This window comes from Priestia megaterium, assembly GCF_046599315.1.
GTDB classification, from domain to species: Bacteria; Bacillota; Bacilli; order Bacillales; family Bacillaceae_H; genus Priestia; species Priestia megaterium_F.
Genome location: NZ_JBKIKC010000004.1, coordinates 277,038 through 292,872, shown reverse-complemented (window position 1 = coordinate 292,872; position 15,835 = coordinate 277,038). Strand labels below are relative to the sequence as shown.

Sequence of the window (15,835 nt, the reverse complement as noted above, 5' to 3'; positions counted from 1 at the left end):
ATTCGTTTTTGTTTTATCTATTTTCCTACTCTTTCTTGCGATTTGCCCCTGTGTAAGAACATCTGACAACACTATAGAATTCTTTGACATTTTCAGATATGATGATGTCGAATGATGCAGCCAGAATTGTCGGAATAAAACTCAAGAATGATAGGTGATTCAATGATGCAATTAGGTTTAGATTTATCCCAAAAACAACTATTAAAATTGGCCATGACACCTGAATTACGTCAGTCTATCAACATTTTAAATTATTCTACGGCCGATTTAGTTTATTATCTTCATCAGCAAGTCAATGAAAACCCTGTAATTAAACTGTCTGCTAGCGACTCTCAGCAAAAAGATTCATTTTATAATCGGGAGCAGCGTTCGTATTCCAAAGGTCATACTGATGACGAGTATAATCCGTTTAATTATATATCTGATCAAACTGTGACGTTAGAAAGCCATTTATTGGAGCAACTTTCTATGTTAAATCATTTACACTCACACCAAAAACATATCGTTCAATTTCTAATTGGAAACTTAAATAAAAACGGCTTTTTAGCAATTGAGCCAAAGCTGGCAGCCGAACTGCTGAACGCTTCAATTGACGAAGTCAACGATATGATCCACGTTTTACAAAGCTTTGATCCGATTGGAGTGGGCGCCCAAAACTTTGTCGATTCACTGCTTATTCAAATTAAGGCCAAAAAGTCGAAGCCTCCTTTTTTATACGATGTGGTAAAACATGATATTGAAGATATTGCCAGCAAAAAATATCGGAACATTTCAAAAAAATACTCTATTTCAATGCGTGAAGTACAAGAAATTGTGGACTGCCTCCGGACATTAAATCCTCGTCCAGCAGGAAATTTCCACATCCCGCTTACGAAGTACATTTCACCTGATATAACGGTACAAAAAATTGATAGCCGTTACCATGTCATTCTTCATAGCGAGTTACTTCCGCCCATCAAAATTAACAGCACCTACCAAAAGCTTGTTCATCGCTCTGCATGCGTAACAACCGATCGATACGTGCAGGAAAAAATGAATGAAGCTACTTGGCTAATCAATAGTATTGAGCAGCGTAATGCAACGATTTACAACGTGTCTAAGGCCATTGTGGAACATCAGCAGGATTTTTTCGAAGTAGGTATCTCAGGGCTAAAGCCGCTTACCTTAAAAGATATTGCTCAAAAATTAGACTGTCACGAATCAACGGTAAGCCGTGCGACCAACGGAAAGTATATTCAAACGCCACGGGGACTGTTTGAATTAAAATACTTTTTCATCAATTCTTTAGAAAGAACCGATGGTGAACAAAGCCATTCTACTGCCTTTATAAAAGAAAAAATTAAAACATTAATTGCCGAAGAAAATAAATTAAAGCCTCTTTCAGATCAAAAGCTCATGTCGCTTCTTTCCAACGAAGGGATTCAAATTTCAAGAAGAACAGTAGCTAAATACCGTGAAGAAACAGGAATTGAAAGTTCTTCTAAGAGGCGACGATTTTAATATTACTTATCCTAAACCACAACTTTATCACTGCTAAAAAGAACCCGTTGAATAAAAATCAACGGGTTCTTTTTATGGGTTTCCAATAAATAAAAGCCATATGATACTGATACGTATATTCATATGTATCATTCACTTTCTTTACATGCTGTAAAATAATCTTCTCAGTTTCTAGCCTGTCAATCTGTTTAGAAAGCACCTTTGTCGAGTTCTTCCTGATGAGATCTTCGTATGTCTCATACGTTACCGTTTTGGTTACAGGAATCAGCTTGCAGTCTGCGTAGATGCCCAGTTCATATAAAATATTTAATAAGTCAATATATTCCTTACGGCGCCATTTAATCTCGTACCCAAGTTTTCTATGTAGCTCTAGGTAATGAGGCTTTTCTGGACCTGTTGTCATGCCAATAACAGCCAAGCGATTAGCCGAATTATTCATATTTAGGAGACCTTCAACAATATTATGCATACGGTAAAAGCAGTTTATCCCTACTACTGCATCATAGTTATCCATTAGACGCTCGTGTTCCCATTTTCCTTCTATAAACCTTAGATTAGTGCGAGCACCCGATTGTTTTCGTAAATAGCGAATGATGCTTGGCGAACAATCCATGCACGTAAGTTCTTTTACATAATCAGCAATCGAAAACGTATAATTTCCCCACCCAGGGCCAATTTCCATAACAGAGTCACTTGGATTCAAAAAAGCAAGAAGTTCTTGTTGAAGCTGTTTTACTACAGGATCGTTTTCTGAACTAAAAGACTTTTTTTCTAAATACTGCTGCCAAAACTCATCTTCAGCTCGGTCATTTATCATCCGTTCCGATATTGAACCGTCCCACTCTTTTAGCCCTTCCTGCCACTTTTTCACCTGATCACTTTCATATACCGAAAATTTTGTAAGCTGCATGCATTCACATTCCCCTCTTTTATACGTAAACCTATACTAACATAAAGAAAAAGAGAGTTCTTTTTTAAACTGGAACTCTCTTTTTCTATTAAATAAATTATGCTGCTGACTCTTCTTTTGTATAGTGCTGCTCTTTTCTTGCATTAACATAAAACATTATTAATGAAAGAACAATAAAGATTGCTGCAAAGATTCCAAGGACGCCAGCTTGATGCCATACATAGCCGAAATCATCACCAATTGAAATGATTTCACGGAACCCGCGAATTGCATAGGTCATAGGCAAGTATGGATTGATTGCTTGGAAGAATTCCGGCACAAGTGCTTTAGGGAATGTACCTGCACTGCCGCCAATTTGAAGCAGCAGAATAATAAAGGCTAAATACTGCCCTACTTTTCCTAACGCTGTTGTTAAGAACAAGATAAGCGTAAAGAACGTCACACCTGTTATCATCGTAAAGATATAGAAGTGCCAAACGCTTGTTACGTTTAAATGCAAGCCCCATAAAAGAGCTGTAACCGCAATCGCTGCCTGTAGTATACCTACGATAGTAATAACGCTAAACTTACTTAAGAACCATGAAATTCCTGAAGTTGGTTGAATAGACGGTTCTTTTAAAGAATAAACAGATGAGAACATTAACGTTCCTGCAAATAAACCAATACATAAGATATATGGAGCCAGCCCGACACCGTACTTATCTACGTTGTTTTGTTTATCTGATTTTAAATCCGTTGGATTTGAAAACATACTATATGTTTTATCATCCGCTTTAACATCTTTTGCGTCTTTTGCACCATCTGCTAAAGAGGAATGAAGCTCGCTTGTTCCATCTGATAATTTAGATGAACCATCATATAGTTTGGACGAACCATTCGTTAACTCTTTAGAACCATTTGCTAGCTTAGTTGCTCCGTTTTCTAGCTGTGTTAAACCATTTGCTAGCGCTGCGCTTCCTTGCTCAGACTTCTTAAGTCCATCTACAATTTGCTGCTGCCCGTCAGCAAGCTTTCCAGCTCCTGCATGAGCGTCAGCAATACCGCTGTTTAGCTCTGCAAATTTATTATTGAACTGCTTTTCTCCTTCTGCTAATTTCACAGCACCGTTGTATAATTGAGTTTGGGCGTTATATAGTTTTGTTTGACCATTGTACAGCTGACTTTGCCCATCAGCAATTTTATTAATGGCGCTTTGAATATCTTCCCCGCCTTTAGAAAGCTTTTGAAGAGCCGCAGATAGCTCTTGCACTTTATCTACTTTTGCTTTTAACTGTTCTGCTTTTTGCTGCTGTTCATCCATAAACTGCTGTGACGTCAACTTTTTAATTCCTGTAATCAGCGTTTGTTTTTGCTCATCAGGAATGGACTCGTTGCTGTTAATGCTGTCAATGAGAGCTTGTTGCTGCTGTTCAAACTCTGATTTTTTTGAATCGACCTGCTGTTTAATCTGCGTAATTTCCTGCTCTGCTTGATTGATTTGCTGCGTAACGCTGCTCACTTCAGCGTCTACTTGATTTAAACCGCTTGTAAACTGCGGTAATTTCCCTTGAAGTGTCTTTGTTCCTTCATTGAGCTGTTGTGTCGCGCCTTGCAGTTTTGCAGTCCCATCTTGTAATTGCCCTAATCCAGTGCTAAGCTTTCCTGCACCTGTTTCAAGTTCTTTGGAAGCCGCGTACAGCTGCCCGCTTCCACTCTCTAACTTCCCTAAACCGCTGTTTAGGCTGCCTAAGTTTTCATTAATTTTATCCGCACCGTTTAGTAGCTTAGCTGCACCAGCATTTAAATCTGTTGCTCCTTTTCGTGCATCTGTTAATCCGTTTGCCAATTTAGCTGTACCGTCTTCAAACGTAACCGTGCTGTCTGCTAATTTCTTCATGTTATCTCGCAGCGTTTTTGAGCCGTTTTCTAGCTCTCCTGCACCGTCACTTGCTTTTTGAAGACCGTCCGCTACTTGCTTAAAACTGTCAAATACCGTTTCAGCATACTGCTTTGTGACCGCTTCTTTAATCTGATCATTGATTTTAGCCACTGCATTTGAGCTAATTTGAGCGCCTGAATAGTTCTTTCCGGCATTTGTATGATAGATAAATTTCATTTTTTTAGGATCTTTATCCATTAGTGTTGTTGCATTTTTGGAGAAATTCTTTGGAATTTCTAAAACTAAATAGTAGTCCTCGTTCTTTAAGCCTTCTAACGCTTTTTCTTTGTTCGTAAATTTCCAATCAAACTTATCGTTTTTCTTTAGATCATCAACAAAATCACGACCGACATTCAATTTCTTTCCATCTAACGTAGCACCTTTATCTTCATTTACTACTGCAACTGGAATTTGATCTGTTTTTCCATATGGATCCCAGTAAGCAGATAAAAAGATGACATTGTAAAGTAATGGAACAAATAACAATCCACAAATCACAACGATAGTCATTGGTTTGGAAAAGATTTTTTTCCATTCTCCTTTAATCATATTCATGTTTTTTAGCCTCCAATAATCCTTACTTCCGCCTGGCTTTTTGACCATTTGACCAAAAAACAATTATGGTCATTAAGTTCTGATTAATGTTACCATATTCACAAGAATAAGGTCAATCGTTATTCTGGAATTAAAAGCTGATTTTAGCAGAAAGTTTAAAATCAGCTTTTTTGAGATAACGTTCACACTAAATACCAGGCTTAAATCATTAGCTTCATCCGCATCGTTTTTAATAAATGACCTTCAAATTCATCATCAAATTCATCTACGAGCTGAAAACCTTTTGAATGATAAAATGCACGACCTCTCCTGTTTTCCCTTTCTACATTAATGTAAACGGCTTTTAATTCCTTTGAACGTTTTATTCCTTTTCCTAACAACTGTGAACCGATCCCTTTTCCTTGATAAGCAGGCAGTATATAGATAGATCCTAGTTCTATTTCCTCTCTATTTCGCAGTAAAAAAAAGTGAGCGTACCCTACGATTTTCTCGTCGATAGTAGCTACATAAACGAACGAATTGTGCAAGTGCTTCAGCAGCCTTTTATTGGAGTATGCTTTTAAAAGAAATCGATTCTGAACGCTTCGAGGAATAATTCCTTCATATGTATCATACCAGCTCATCTTTGCGACATATTGAATAGACGTAATATCTTCTTTTCTCATTTTTCGAATGATTACATCCACTCACATCCCCCCTGACAATTTGATGCTAAAATCGTACATAATTTCATCCCAAAAATATAGTTATAAATATATATTTTTATTCGTAACGCTCTAGAAGCATTGATTGATTTTAGAACCTTATGTATAATCGAGATAGATACAAATTGAAAATGATTATCATTAACAGGAGTGCTGAATGATGAATTTAACTACCGTGAGTATTGGCGACAAAGTAAAAGTTAAAAACATTGAATTTTTAGATAGATCATTAGAACGCCGCCTTCTTTCTTTTGGAATAAAAAAAGGATGCGAGCTATGCATGAAACAAAAAACCATCTTAGGAGGACCTTGTATCATTGAATGTCAAGGTCAAATGATTAGCATCCGAAAACGTGATGCGGCTAAAATTGAGGTTGAGACAGCATGAGTACAATTGCACTTTTAGGAAACCCAAACACAGGAAAAACTTCTTTATTTAATATATTAACAGATTCCTATGAATACGTAGGAAACTGGAGTGGTGTAACCGTCGAAAAGAAAGTTGGGTCTATTAAGAAACAAAACAGCCAGCTAGTTGATTTGCCGGGTGTGTATGACTTTACTCCTCTTTCTTCCGATGAAGCAGTGGTCACTAACTTTTTGTTAACCGGAGAATTTAACAGTATGCTGAATATCGTAGACGCTTCTCAGTTTGAAAGAAGCATGCATCTCACTATTCAAGCATTGGAATACGGAAAGCCATTAGTAATCGGCTTAAATATGATTGATGTAGCGGAAAAACGCGGACTGACTTTTAATTTGGAAAGGCTAAGCCAATCATTACATATTCCGGTTTCTGCGATTATTGCTCGCAATGGAAAAGGAATTAATGAGCTTCTCTCCACTTTAAAGCAAGATTTAAAAGCTCCGTTGTTTCAATTGAATTATGGAGAAACTGCTGAACAAGTAATTAATATCATTCAAACAAAAGCGGATGTTAATAGGTGGATTGCCATTCAATTCCTAGCTGAAAACAGCGTAATAGAATCAACATTAAAAGAGAAAACAATTTACACAGAGCTGCTTGAGCTTCGAAAAGCGACTGCACAAAAATTAAACAAGTCGCTCAGTGAGCATTTTTTCGACGTGCGTACAGCATTTATTGAACGCATTTCCAACGATTGTATCATAAAAGGCAGCGAAACGCCTTTAACCTTCACAGATCAACTTGATCGAATTGTGACACATAAGTGGCTCGGCCTCCCTATTTTTCTTGGCTTAATGTATTTTATTTTTAATATTACGTTTACTTGGATTGGCGTTCCGCTTTCTGATAAACTCGACGGTTTTTTTGGCGGAACGCTTAGTGAAGGTGCTGATTCTCTTCTAAATGCAGCTGGTGCTGCTCCATTTATTCATGATTTAATTGTGGACGGCATCATTGCAGGTGTAGGCGGCGTATTAGTATTTGTACCACAAATTTTTGTCCTGTTCTTTTTCATTTCACTGCTTGAAGATTCAGGATATATGGCTCGAATCGCTGTAGTAATGGATCGTATCATGGAATTTTTCGGCTTGAACGGTAAAGCATTTATTCCGATGATTATTAGCTTTGGATGTAACGTACCTGGGATTATGGCCACACGTACAATTGAACAGCGAAAAGAGCGCCTTATGACCATTTTAGTGAACCCATTTATGAGCTGCTCAGCACGTCTCCCTGTATATGCTTTGTTTGTAGGCGCGTTTTTTGTGCACAACGGAGCAGCTGTGGTATTTTCTATGTACTTGCTTGGCATTATTTTAGCACTTGTTGTAACGAAAATTTTATCAGTAACGCTTCTTAAAGATGAACAATCAACTTTTATTGTCGAACTTCCTCCTTACCGTGTACCCCAAGCCAAGACTCTTTGGAGAAGCACGTGGGAAAAAGGACGAAATTTCGTCCGTAAAGCAGGTACAGTTATTTTAGCTGGCTCTGTATTTATCTGGCTATCATCTTACGCTGGCCCTGGCGGTTTTGGAGTAGATATGGAAAATAGCTTTATGGCTATTATTGGAGGTGCCATTGCTCCTTTATTTATCCCTTTAGGTTTTGCGACGTGGCAAGCTGTAGCATCACTTATCACAGGGTTCCTAGCAAAAGAAGTAGTTGTTTCAACTATGAGCATCATTTATAAAGTACAGGAAGGAAAGCTGGGAGACACAATGAAGACATTCTTTACACCGCTAACAGCCTATACGTTTATGGTGTTTGTTCTTCTTTACGTTCCGTGTCTAGCAACCGTCGCTGTTATTCGACGGGAAACCAGCTCATTGAAATGGACAACATTTGCTGTTGCTTACCCTTTAGTTGTCGCTTATCTCGTAGCTTTGCTTGTACACACTGTCGGAAAAGTTCTTGGTTTTTCTTAAAAGGAGTGACTAACATTGATTATTAACATTTTAATTGGGGTTTTAATATTTGGATATGCTATTTATCATATGACAAAGTTCTTCCGCAAGAGCACTCAGGGAAAATGCGCAAGCTGCGGACAGCAATCTTCTTGTACAACAGATGATTGCGGTATTGACTGGGATAAAACGATTCAAGAAGCTCAAAAGCAATCATCTTAATATATTAAAAAAGCATCCTGATAGATGGGATGCTTTTTTAATATTACGCAACTAGTTTTAAAATGAGATGAGAAAGGACTTCCCTTTCCTCTTCACTGCTGACTTTCCATAATTCATGAAGGACTTTTTCTTCTCGGTTTCGAGGCTCCTCATTTTTGGCTAAATAGCTAGCCACTTTTTTTGTAGCAGCTGTTAATTGTTCCTCATTTAACCCGAGCTTTTTACCGACATGGACTTTTTGACTTAAATAATCAGTAAACGTATCAAAATTCTGCAAAATTGCTTCTTTTTTCTCCGACCCTAAATTATCTACCGTTTCTTCAATTTTATTCATGTCTTTTGTAGTTCCTTCATTTGACTCACAGTTAACATCTCCTTTTTAGTGAATAGATTGGTATGTTCTTTCACGCTCAGCTTCTGGTTTTTCGTCCGGCGTCATCTTGTCCTTACTTATTTCAGAAGTTGCATCTTTCACCTTTTCACCAATTTGCTGTAAATCACTTTTAGCATCTTCTACCGTCGATTTTGCATCATGCGTAACGCTTTTTACATCTTCTGCCTGCTTAAAGAAATCTTCATTTACACGCTCGTACAAATGTTTGGCATCATTAATCGCGTCTTTCAAAAGATTGGATGCATTTTTCATTTGTTGTATCATTTTTTCTTTTGTTTCTTGAGGGTTCTCTTTTACTTGATTAATCATGTTTGCAGAAGAGTCCTTTAATGTAACGGCTCTTCTTTTAACAGATGAGCGGGTTTTGTTATCAAGTAGTGTTATGCACCCACCCACAACTGCCCCAACAACAACACCTTTTACCAGCTTGCTGCTGCAGCTTTTTTCATTGCTAACAGCAGTAGGGCTATTAGCTGTCTGTGGATTGTTATTGATTCCTATGTCGTTGTTAATGCCTGCGCTGGTGCTTACAGCAGGGTTTTGTAATTCAGATCGACTTCTTTCCATTTTTACTGCCTCCTTTAGCATTGTTACTCAGTGATTTCCCATCTTTTTTTATATTTAAACAAGTGAATATAAAAAACATGACTAAAGGCCACCTTTTAGCTCCCACTACTCAAGAACAACTAGATAGTAAAAAAACTGAGCTTTTTAATGGCAAGATACAAGCCGGATTTTTGTAAAAGGATTGTGAGCACCGGTATAATAAGAAGTACTTTCAAAGAAATTTTATACTATTGGTCATAGGGGTGAAGCAATTGAGCCAGCTTAATAAGGAATTTAACTGTGAGAAAGAATTAACGCTTGCTATTATCGGCGGGAAATGGAAAATGCTGATACTCTGGCACTTGGGACGTGAAGGAACAAAACGGTTTGGAGAACTAAAATCGCTTATTCCTGATATTACGCCGCGTATGCTGGTTAATCAGCTGCGGGAACTGGAAGAAGATCTGATTGTTAACCGTAAAGTTTATCCTGTCGTACCACCTAAAGTCGAATACTCACTTACGAAAGAAGGAGAAAGTTTAATGCCTATTTTGACAGCAATGTACAATTGGGGTAAAAATTATCGTGATACAGTGCTGATTAATCAAGAACAAAAGGCGGAAACGTTGATTAAATAATGGAAACTACTCCTTACATTCCATAGTTTTTATTTTTTTATGCGGATGATGTTACTAAATATCATCCGCATTTTTAATGAAAATTAAGCGGTTACAATACTGATATGTTCATTAGTATACTTCTGTATACTATCATTTCCCACACTATTTGTGGGAAAAGTGCGTACTTTTAAGAGCCTCAAACTGCGGGTACAATAACTACACCAGCTGCTTTTTATGCAAAAAAGCAGAAAAGGTATTTATAGATTTCTGTAAGGAGTGGAGTAGAATGGAATTACAATTAGCATTGGATCTTGTGAACATCCCTCAAGCAAAAGAGGTAGTAAAAGAAGTTGAAGAACATATTGATATCGTGGAAATCGGTACGCCTGTTGTAATCAATGAAGGGCTTCGCGCCGTTAAAGAAATTAAAGAAGCATTTCCTAATTTAAAAGTATTAGCTGACCTAAAAATCATGGATGCAGCTGGTTATGAAGTACAGCAAGCTTCTCAAGCCGGAGCAGACATCATTACCATCTTAGGTGTGGCTGAAGATATGTCGATTAAAGGTGCAGTTGAAGAAGCAAAAAAACAAGGCAAAAAAATTCTAGTCGATATGATTGGGGTAAAAGATATTAAAGCACGTGCGAAAGAGTTAGACGAATTTGGCGTTGATTATATTTGTGTACACACAGGATACGACCTTCAAGCGATTGGCCAAAACTCTTTTGAAGATTTAATAACAATCAAAAACGTTGTAAAAAATGCAAAAACCGCCGTTGCTGGCGGCATTAAATTAGAATCTTTACCTCAAGTGGTAAAGGCACAGCCTGACCTTGTCATCGTTGGCGGCGGCATTACGAGCCAAGACGATAAAAAATCAGTTGCTTCTCAAATGAAAGAGCTTATTACAAATTAAGGAGCTTTCTATGCATACGAGCGAACATTTAAAAAAGGTTATGAATGAACTTTTACAAACAACAGCTCTAATCGCTGACGATGAAGCTGAACAGCTTGTAAATAGCATCATCTCATCTAAAAAAGTGTTTGTCACAGGAGCAGGCCGTTCAGGCCTTATGGGCAAGTCGCTTGCTATGCGTATGATGCATATGGGCATTGATGCTTATGTAATTGGAGAAACCGTAACTTCCACATTTACACAAGATGATTTATTAATCATCGGATCAGGTTCTGGCGAAACGAAAAGCTTAATTCCTATAGCTCAAAAAGCAAAAGAACTTGGAGGAAAAGTTGGAGTAGTCACGATTTCCTCCGATTCAACGCTTGGCAAGCTGGCTGACTTTATTGTGAAGCTGCCCGGTGCTCCGAAGGATCAAGAACAAAGCAGTTATAAAACAGTGCAGCCTATGGCATCACTGTTTGAACAAACGCTTCTTCTCTTTTACGATGCGCTTATTCTCCGCTTCATGGAGAAGAAAGAACTTGATACTCATACAATGTACGGAAAGCACGCAAATTTAGAATAAAAAAAGGTCTTGCTTAGGCAAGACCTTTTTTGTATTGAAACCTTCTATATAACGAAATATCCACTTATCTCATATAGAAACTAAATGTACTTTATCGTTAACTTTGTTTCTTCAACATCTCTATTCAACTTTTATTGCATCTCCATGAAACGGCTGCTCTGCAACTTTTAAACTATTTACTTAGATTCTCCAATATTCTCAAACATGTCATCTACATTTGGCTCTTTCTTAATTAACCCTGACTCTTTTAACCAGTCAACATTTGACTGCCATGATTCCTTCGTTTGACTGCCGAAACCTTGCTCAGACTTCATTTTTGGAAGTAAAATATTCAAACTTTTCGTTTCCACGTCTTTTTCAAGCGGGAAGTTTGATTTATCTTGATTATTTAACAAAATTTGAAGTGATTCCTGTGGATGCTTCTCGGTATATTCATACCCTTTTGTCGCGGCACGCCAAAACGCTTTAATCGTATCAGAATCTTTTGCCCATGTTTGATCCCCTGTAACTGCCACCAGCTCATAATAAGATGGTACGCCGTAATCTGAAGGATCAATATCAACCGTTTTGTATCCCTTTTTATGAAGCAATGGTACCTCATGGTTAATATACGCACCTATTACGGCATCTACTTTTTTGCTAATCAGCGATGAATTTAATTCAAACCCTACGTCTACTAGTTTTACTTTATTAGGATCTCCTCCATCGCTTTTTACCATTTTCTTCAGAACAGATTCACTTAATGGTGTTCCACTATAGCCTACCACTTTTCCTTCTAAATCTTTAGGACGCTTAATACCGCTATCTTTCAACGCCACAACTCGGTTTAGCGGAGATCTTACAATCGCTCCTACCGACTTTACGGGCACATCTTCATTTGCTCGTGCCATTGCCACGTCAGGCTGATAGTAGAGGCCGAGCGTGACTTTTCCCGCAGCTGCTAAATTAAGCGAGTCTGTTGGATTAGCAGGAAACTGCACTTTTACATTCAGCCCTTCTTTTTTAAAATATCCTTTTTCTTGTGCAGCGTATATGAAGCTGTGCACTGCATTTGGGTACCAGTCAAGCATAATTGTAACATCTTTTAATTTTTTACTTTCACCAGCTTTATTTTCCTTGTTCTGACCGCAGGCAGCGAGCATCAAAACAAGCAGCAAACTTAAGCCAATCGCAAACCATTTTTTCATTCTGTTTTCCTCCACTTTAATGAACGTTTTTCGAAACCTACTACAATAATAAAGAATAAAATACCAAGCGCGGATAAAATCACAATTGGTGCAAATACACCCGTTGCATCAAACTGTGTCATCATGCGACGACTGAAATATCCTAAACCTGCTTGCGCACCTAGCCATTCCCCAATGGCAGCGCCTATTACACTAAGCGTAACTGCTACTTTGAGCCCCGAATAAAAATGAGGCAGTGCAGAAGGAATATTCAACTTAAAGAAAATATCTTTTTTTGTTGCTCCCATCGTTAACATGAGTTCTTTTAACTCTTTATTGGTGGAACGAAGCCCATCAAACGTGCTAACGGTAATGGGAAAAAACGTAATTAATACGGTCACAATCACTTTGCTCCAAATGGAGTAGCCAAACCACAGGACAAATACAGGAGCTATGGCAATTGTCGGGATCATTTGCGAGGCAATAATAAGCGGATAGAAAGCACGCTCAATAAGCGGACTCCAATTCATCCATACAGCCAGCAGAACCCCTAGTATAACAGATATGACCAGCCCAATTACGATAATAGATAACGTGGCTGGTAAATGCTTAAACAATAAATCCATTCGCAAATCCCAAAGCTTCGTTAAAATACCAGTGGGCGTTGGTAAAATAAACGGATAGTTTACAATGCGTGCTCCAATTTCCCAAGCAGCCAGCAAAATGACTACTAAAATCACTGAAGCCCCGTACTTTTTCATGTATTCACCTTCGATCTAAGCTGTTCAATTAAATAATCTTTCACATCAAGTACACGCTGTTGATTCAAATCTTTTTGCATTCGAGGCCTACTAAGCGGCACTTGAATTTCTTCAAGGTGACTTACCGGCTTTTCTGAAAAGATAAAAATACGATCTGATAAAAAAAGCGCTTCGTTTACGTCGTGAGTGATAAATAAGATGGTGTGCTTACGCTTTTGCCATTGTTCAAGCAGCCATTCCTGCATTGACAAACGCGTAATGGCATCAAGCGCACTAAAAGGCTCATCTAAAAGCAGCACGTTAGAACCGCTTAATACCGTCCGTAGAAAGGACACACGCTGCTTCATCCCTCCTGATAAATCACTTGGAAAACGGTTTTCGTATCCTTTTAATCCAAACTCTTCAAGCAGCTGAGATACTTGCCTATGAGCACTTGCTTTTGACACATTGTGCAGCTCGAGAGGCAGCGCTGCATTGTCTAGAATTGTGCGCCACGGAAGCAGCAAATCTTGCTGCGGCATGTAGCCTACTTTTCCAAGACGTTTTTCATAAGAATGTCCGTTAATAACTATATCGCCTTCACTCTGCTGTTCGAGACCTGTAATGAGGCGAAACAATGTACTTTTCCCAGAGCCGCTCGCTCCAACGATACTGACAAACTCGCCTTCTTTGACGTCTAAGTTTAACGATTTTAAAATCGGTTCATCACCGTTTTTGTACGTGAAACTGACGTTTTGGAAAGATAACACAGACTTATTCATGGATCGGCCACATCGCTTCGTTATAAGCCATATCCCAGAACATATACTCAAAACGCGTCGTATTTAAGAAAATTTCTTCGAGCTTTTCTAATTCCGCTTCTGATTTGTCTTCAGTAAGTAAGTCGAATAAGTTAATGCACCATGTCGCTAGTTCCCCAAATTCTTCTGAGCTGTACATCTCAATCCACTCACGGTAAAATTCATTGTTAGCTCCAGGCTTTTCACTGAGCTCTTTTCCTATTTCCCAATAGCTCCACATACATGGTAAAAGAGCCGCCACTAATTCAGCTAGTGTTCCGCTTTGACCAACGTGCAGCATATAGTGTGTGTATGCAAGTGTTATAGGAGATGGCTGCGCTTTTTCTAATTCTTTTTCGCTGATTTCAAATTTCTTGGCATAATCACGGTGTAAGCCCATTTCTTCGTTTAATGTAGAATCTAAAAGTGCAGCAAATTTTCCCATTGTTTGGACATCTGTAGCTTTCATAGCTCCAATCGCAAATAATTTGGCATAATCAATTAGGTAAAGGTAATCTTGAATCATATAAAAGCGAAATTTCTCCTTTTCAAGCGTTCCATCTCCCATTCCTTGGACGAAAGGATGATTATGGTTTTGACGCCAAATAGGCTGAAGCTTTCCGTATAATCGTTCACTAAATTTCATGATGATCACTCCTTATGCGTATGCAGCCACGTATAAATAAACTGCACCATCACTTTTGTATATTGAACAAGCTGATTCACATCTAATTGTTCATTCACAGCATGTGCATTCGCTAAATTCCCCGGACCGTAAATAGCTGCCGGAATACCCGCATCGGCTAGCCAACCGCCGTCCGTTACGCTAGTTGACACATCAATTGGAGGCTTTTTCCCTTCAATTTGTTCATGAGTATTTGCAAGCAGCTGCACTCCAGCATGATTTTCATCAATTTCTAATGACGGAAAGATTTCTCCTCTGTCTTCAATCATCGATGTGCCTCCCCATTCAAAGGTTGGCAGGTTATCTTTTAGCCACGGATCAGCTTTTGCAATAGCTAAAATGTATTCTTCAACTTCTCTTGATACTTGGTCGTACGATTCATTAGGATAATAGTGAACGGTGATCCACAGCCTGCATTCATCTGCAATAAAAGCTGCATGCCTTCCGCCTTCGATTACCGCTGGATTAATCGTATTTGTCCCTGGTAAAAATCCTGGATAGCTTTTTGTAACAGCCCAGTGACGCTCTAATTCTTGCAGCCCCCCGATCACTTTTGCCATTTTTTCAATAGCGCTCGCAGCTAACAGTCCTCCTCCAGCATGAATCATGCTTCGGCGTGTACCGTCATGATAGGTTTTGCTGCTTTTTATAGTAATCCATCCCGTGATAACTCCGCCTTGACCTTGAATATGTAAATCACTCGTATCTGCTACGAGCGCAAAGTCAGCTGTATATCCTTTCTGACAGCATTGCAGTGTACCTGCTTCTCCCACTTCTTCTCCTACAACAGATTCAAAAATTAAGTCTCCGGGAAGCTCAATTCCTGCTTCAGTTAAAAGCTGCACTGCAAATAAAGCTCCTGCCAATCCGCCTTTCATGTCAGCAACTCCGCGTCCGATTATTGTATTATCTTTCACGACAGCTTCAAACGGATTGGTCTCCCACTTTTCATTTTCTTGTACCTCAGCAACATCCATATGCCCGTTAATAATCAAGCTTTGATAGTCAGCTGGTTTTTTTCCTTTTAACGTACCCACTACGATGGGGTCGTTGGAATATAAGTCCCACATATCAATGGAGAAACCGCAGTTTTTAAGAAAATCCGCTACGTACAGCTGCGCTTCATGAGAATTTCGTGCAGGGGGAGCTGGCGTTTTATATGAAACAAGAGTTGTTAATAACTGGATTAGCTCTCCTTTACGCTCCTCTACCTGTTTGACAAGCAAATCAATTGTTTCTTCCATGTATGACACCTTC

The 15,835-nt window shown here is 38.7% G+C and carries 17 protein-coding genes; 7 read left to right on the top strand and 10 right to left on the bottom strand.

The genetic code is table 11. The features are described from left to right. Nucleotides 1-165 precede the first annotated feature (165 nt). Complete coding sequence (rpoN, locus tag ACLHDF_RS15815; RefSeq protein WP_413919678.1) at nucleotides 166-1,500, top strand: RNA polymerase factor sigma-54; 1,335 nt, start codon at nucleotides 166-168, stop codon at nucleotides 1,498-1,500. 58 nt (nucleotides 1,501-1,558) lie between these two features. Here rpoN and ACLHDF_RS15810 read toward each other — a convergent pair whose 3' ends face one another. The 3 genes from ACLHDF_RS15810 to ACLHDF_RS15800 form a co-directional block, all read right to left on the bottom strand. Next, nucleotides 1,559-2,410: a class I SAM-dependent methyltransferase gene (locus ACLHDF_RS15810; RefSeq protein ID WP_413919677.1), complete on the bottom strand. Its 852-nt coding sequence runs from the start codon at nucleotides 2,408-2,410 to the stop codon at nucleotides 1,559-1,561. 97 nt (nucleotides 2,411-2,507) lie between these two features. Then, a complete protein-coding gene (locus ACLHDF_RS15805) occupies nucleotides 2,508-4,883 on the bottom strand; it encodes a YhgE/Pip family protein (protein WP_413919676.1) in 2,376 nt (791 codons plus the stop codon). 200 nt (nucleotides 4,884-5,083) lie between these two features. Continuing rightward, on the bottom strand, nucleotides 5,084-5,569 hold the full coding sequence (locus ACLHDF_RS15800; protein WP_413919675.1) for an N-acetyltransferase family protein: 486 nt from the start codon (nucleotides 5,567-5,569) through the stop codon (nucleotides 5,084-5,086). A 175-nt stretch (nucleotides 5,570-5,744) separates the two neighbouring features. Between ACLHDF_RS15800 and ACLHDF_RS15795 the strand changes: the two genes are divergently transcribed. The 3 genes from ACLHDF_RS15795 to ACLHDF_RS15785 are packed head-to-tail and all read left to right on the top strand — an operon-like array spanning nucleotide 5,745 to nucleotide 8,143. Further along, complete coding sequence (locus tag ACLHDF_RS15795; RefSeq protein ID WP_413919674.1) at nucleotides 5,745-5,975, top strand: FeoA family protein; 231 nt, start codon at nucleotides 5,745-5,747, stop codon at nucleotides 5,973-5,975. Beyond that, a complete protein-coding gene (feoB, locus tag ACLHDF_RS15790) occupies nucleotides 5,972-7,942 on the top strand; it encodes a ferrous iron transport protein B (RefSeq protein WP_413919673.1) in 1,971 nt (656 codons plus the stop codon). The genes ACLHDF_RS15795 and feoB overlap by 4 nt, the downstream gene beginning before the upstream one ends. Nucleotides 7,943-7,957: 15 nt before the next feature. Next, the gene (locus tag ACLHDF_RS15785; RefSeq protein WP_413919672.1) at nucleotides 7,958-8,143 is read left to right on the top strand and encodes a FeoB-associated Cys-rich membrane protein; all 186 of its coding nucleotides are present in this window, start codon (nucleotides 7,958-7,960) and stop codon (nucleotides 8,141-8,143) included. Between the two features lie 43 nt (nucleotides 8,144-8,186). On the opposite strand, the gene ACLHDF_RS15780 is transcribed toward ACLHDF_RS15785, so the two are convergent. Next, on the bottom strand, nucleotides 8,187-8,477 hold the full coding sequence (locus ACLHDF_RS15780) for a DUF3243 domain-containing protein (protein ID WP_413919671.1): 291 nt from the start codon (nucleotides 8,475-8,477) through the stop codon (nucleotides 8,187-8,189). Nucleotides 8,478-8,522: 45 nt separating this feature from the next. After that, a complete protein-coding gene (locus ACLHDF_RS15775) occupies nucleotides 8,523-9,104 on the bottom strand; it encodes a hypothetical protein (RefSeq protein WP_413919670.1) in 582 nt (193 codons plus the stop codon). Nucleotides 9,105-9,355: 251 nt separating this feature from the next. Between ACLHDF_RS15775 and ACLHDF_RS15770 the strand changes: the two genes are divergently transcribed. From ACLHDF_RS15770 to hxlB, 3 genes are all read left to right on the top strand, one after another. Continuing rightward, on the top strand, nucleotides 9,356-9,721 hold the full coding sequence (locus ACLHDF_RS15770; protein WP_413919669.1) for a winged helix-turn-helix transcriptional regulator: 366 nt from the start codon (nucleotides 9,356-9,358) through the stop codon (nucleotides 9,719-9,721). 268 nt (nucleotides 9,722-9,989) lie between these two features. Next, a complete protein-coding gene (hxlA, locus tag ACLHDF_RS15765) occupies nucleotides 9,990-10,619 on the top strand; it encodes a 3-hexulose-6-phosphate synthase (RefSeq protein ID WP_413919668.1) in 630 nt (209 codons plus the stop codon). A gap of 10 nt (nucleotides 10,620-10,629) precedes the next feature. Continuing rightward, complete coding sequence (gene hxlB, locus ACLHDF_RS15760; protein ID WP_413919667.1) at nucleotides 10,630-11,187, top strand: 6-phospho-3-hexuloisomerase; 558 nt, start codon at nucleotides 10,630-10,632, stop codon at nucleotides 11,185-11,187. A 176-nt stretch (nucleotides 11,188-11,363) separates the two neighbouring features. On the opposite strand, the gene ACLHDF_RS15755 is transcribed toward hxlB, so the two are convergent. The 5 genes from ACLHDF_RS15755 to ACLHDF_RS15735 are packed head-to-tail and all read right to left on the bottom strand — an operon-like array spanning nucleotide 11,364 to nucleotide 15,822. Beyond that, nucleotides 11,364-12,374, bottom strand: a complete 1,011-nt coding sequence (locus ACLHDF_RS15755; protein ID WP_413919666.1) for an ABC transporter substrate-binding protein — start codon at nucleotides 12,372-12,374, stop codon at nucleotides 11,364-11,366. Next, complete coding sequence (locus ACLHDF_RS15750) at nucleotides 12,371-13,114, bottom strand: ABC transporter permease (RefSeq protein WP_413919665.1); 744 nt, start codon at nucleotides 13,112-13,114, stop codon at nucleotides 12,371-12,373. The genes ACLHDF_RS15755 and ACLHDF_RS15750 overlap by 4 nt, the downstream gene beginning before the upstream one ends. Next, nucleotides 13,111-13,875 (bottom strand): ABC transporter ATP-binding protein, encoded by a 765-nt coding sequence (locus tag ACLHDF_RS15745; RefSeq protein ID WP_413919664.1) that lies wholly within the window; start codon nucleotides 13,873-13,875, stop codon nucleotides 13,111-13,113. Before ACLHDF_RS15745 ends, ACLHDF_RS15750 begins: the two co-directional genes overlap by 4 nt. Further along, the gene (gene tenA / locus ACLHDF_RS15740) at nucleotides 13,868-14,539 is read right to left on the bottom strand and encodes a thiaminase II (protein WP_413919663.1); all 672 of its coding nucleotides are present in this window, start codon (nucleotides 14,537-14,539) and stop codon (nucleotides 13,868-13,870) included. Before tenA ends, ACLHDF_RS15745 begins: the two co-directional genes overlap by 8 nt. Before the next feature lie 5 nt (nucleotides 14,540-14,544). Next, on the bottom strand, nucleotides 14,545-15,822 hold the full coding sequence (locus ACLHDF_RS15735) for an acetylornithine deacetylase (protein WP_413919662.1): 1,278 nt from the start codon (nucleotides 15,820-15,822) through the stop codon (nucleotides 14,545-14,547). Nucleotides 15,823-15,835 lie beyond the last annotated feature (13 nt).

Excerpts from the sequence above, each read along its gene's own strand:
- ACLHDF_RS15750 (WP_413919665.1), bottom strand. The coding sequence starts at position 13,114 with ATGAAAAAGTACGGGGCTTCAGTGATTTTAGTAGTCATTTTGCTGGCT.
- ACLHDF_RS15795 (WP_413919674.1), top strand. The coding sequence starts at position 5,745 with ATGATGAATTTAACTACCGTGAGTATTGGCGACAAAGTAAAAGTTAAA.
- ACLHDF_RS15745 (WP_413919664.1), bottom strand. The coding sequence starts at position 13,875 with ATGAATAAGTCTGTGTTATCTTTCCAAAACGTCAGTTTCACGTACAAA.
- hxlB (WP_413919667.1), top strand. The coding sequence starts at position 10,630 with ATGCATACGAGCGAACATTTAAAAAAGGTTATGAATGAACTTTTACAA.
- ACLHDF_RS15780 (WP_413919671.1), bottom strand. The coding sequence starts at position 8,477 with ATGAATAAAATTGAAGAAACGGTAGATAATTTAGGGTCGGAGAAAAAA.
- tenA (WP_413919663.1), bottom strand. The coding sequence starts at position 14,539 with ATGAAATTTAGTGAACGATTATACGGAAAGCTTCAGCCTATTTGGCGT.
- ACLHDF_RS15810 (WP_413919677.1), bottom strand. The coding sequence starts at position 2,410 with ATGCAGCTTACAAAATTTTCGGTATATGAAAGTGATCAGGTGAAAAAG.
- ACLHDF_RS15775 (WP_413919670.1), bottom strand. The coding sequence starts at position 9,104 with ATGGAAAGAAGTCGATCTGAATTACAAAACCCTGCTGTAAGCACCAGC.
- ACLHDF_RS15735 (WP_413919662.1), bottom strand. The coding sequence starts at position 15,822 with ATGGAAGAAACAATTGATTTGCTTGTCAAACAGGTAGAGGAGCGTAAA.
- rpoN (WP_413919678.1), top strand. The coding sequence starts at position 166 with ATGCAATTAGGTTTAGATTTATCCCAAAAACAACTATTAAAATTGGCC.
- hxlA (WP_413919668.1), top strand. The coding sequence starts at position 9,990 with ATGGAATTACAATTAGCATTGGATCTTGTGAACATCCCTCAAGCAAAA.
- ACLHDF_RS15755 (WP_413919666.1), bottom strand. The coding sequence starts at position 12,374 with ATGAAAAAATGGTTTGCGATTGGCTTAAGTTTGCTGCTTGTTTTGATG.
- feoB (WP_413919673.1), top strand. The coding sequence starts at position 5,972 with ATGAGTACAATTGCACTTTTAGGAAACCCAAACACAGGAAAAACTTCT.
- ACLHDF_RS15805 (WP_413919676.1), bottom strand. The coding sequence starts at position 4,883 with ATGAATATGATTAAAGGAGAATGGAAAAAAATCTTTTCCAAACCAATG.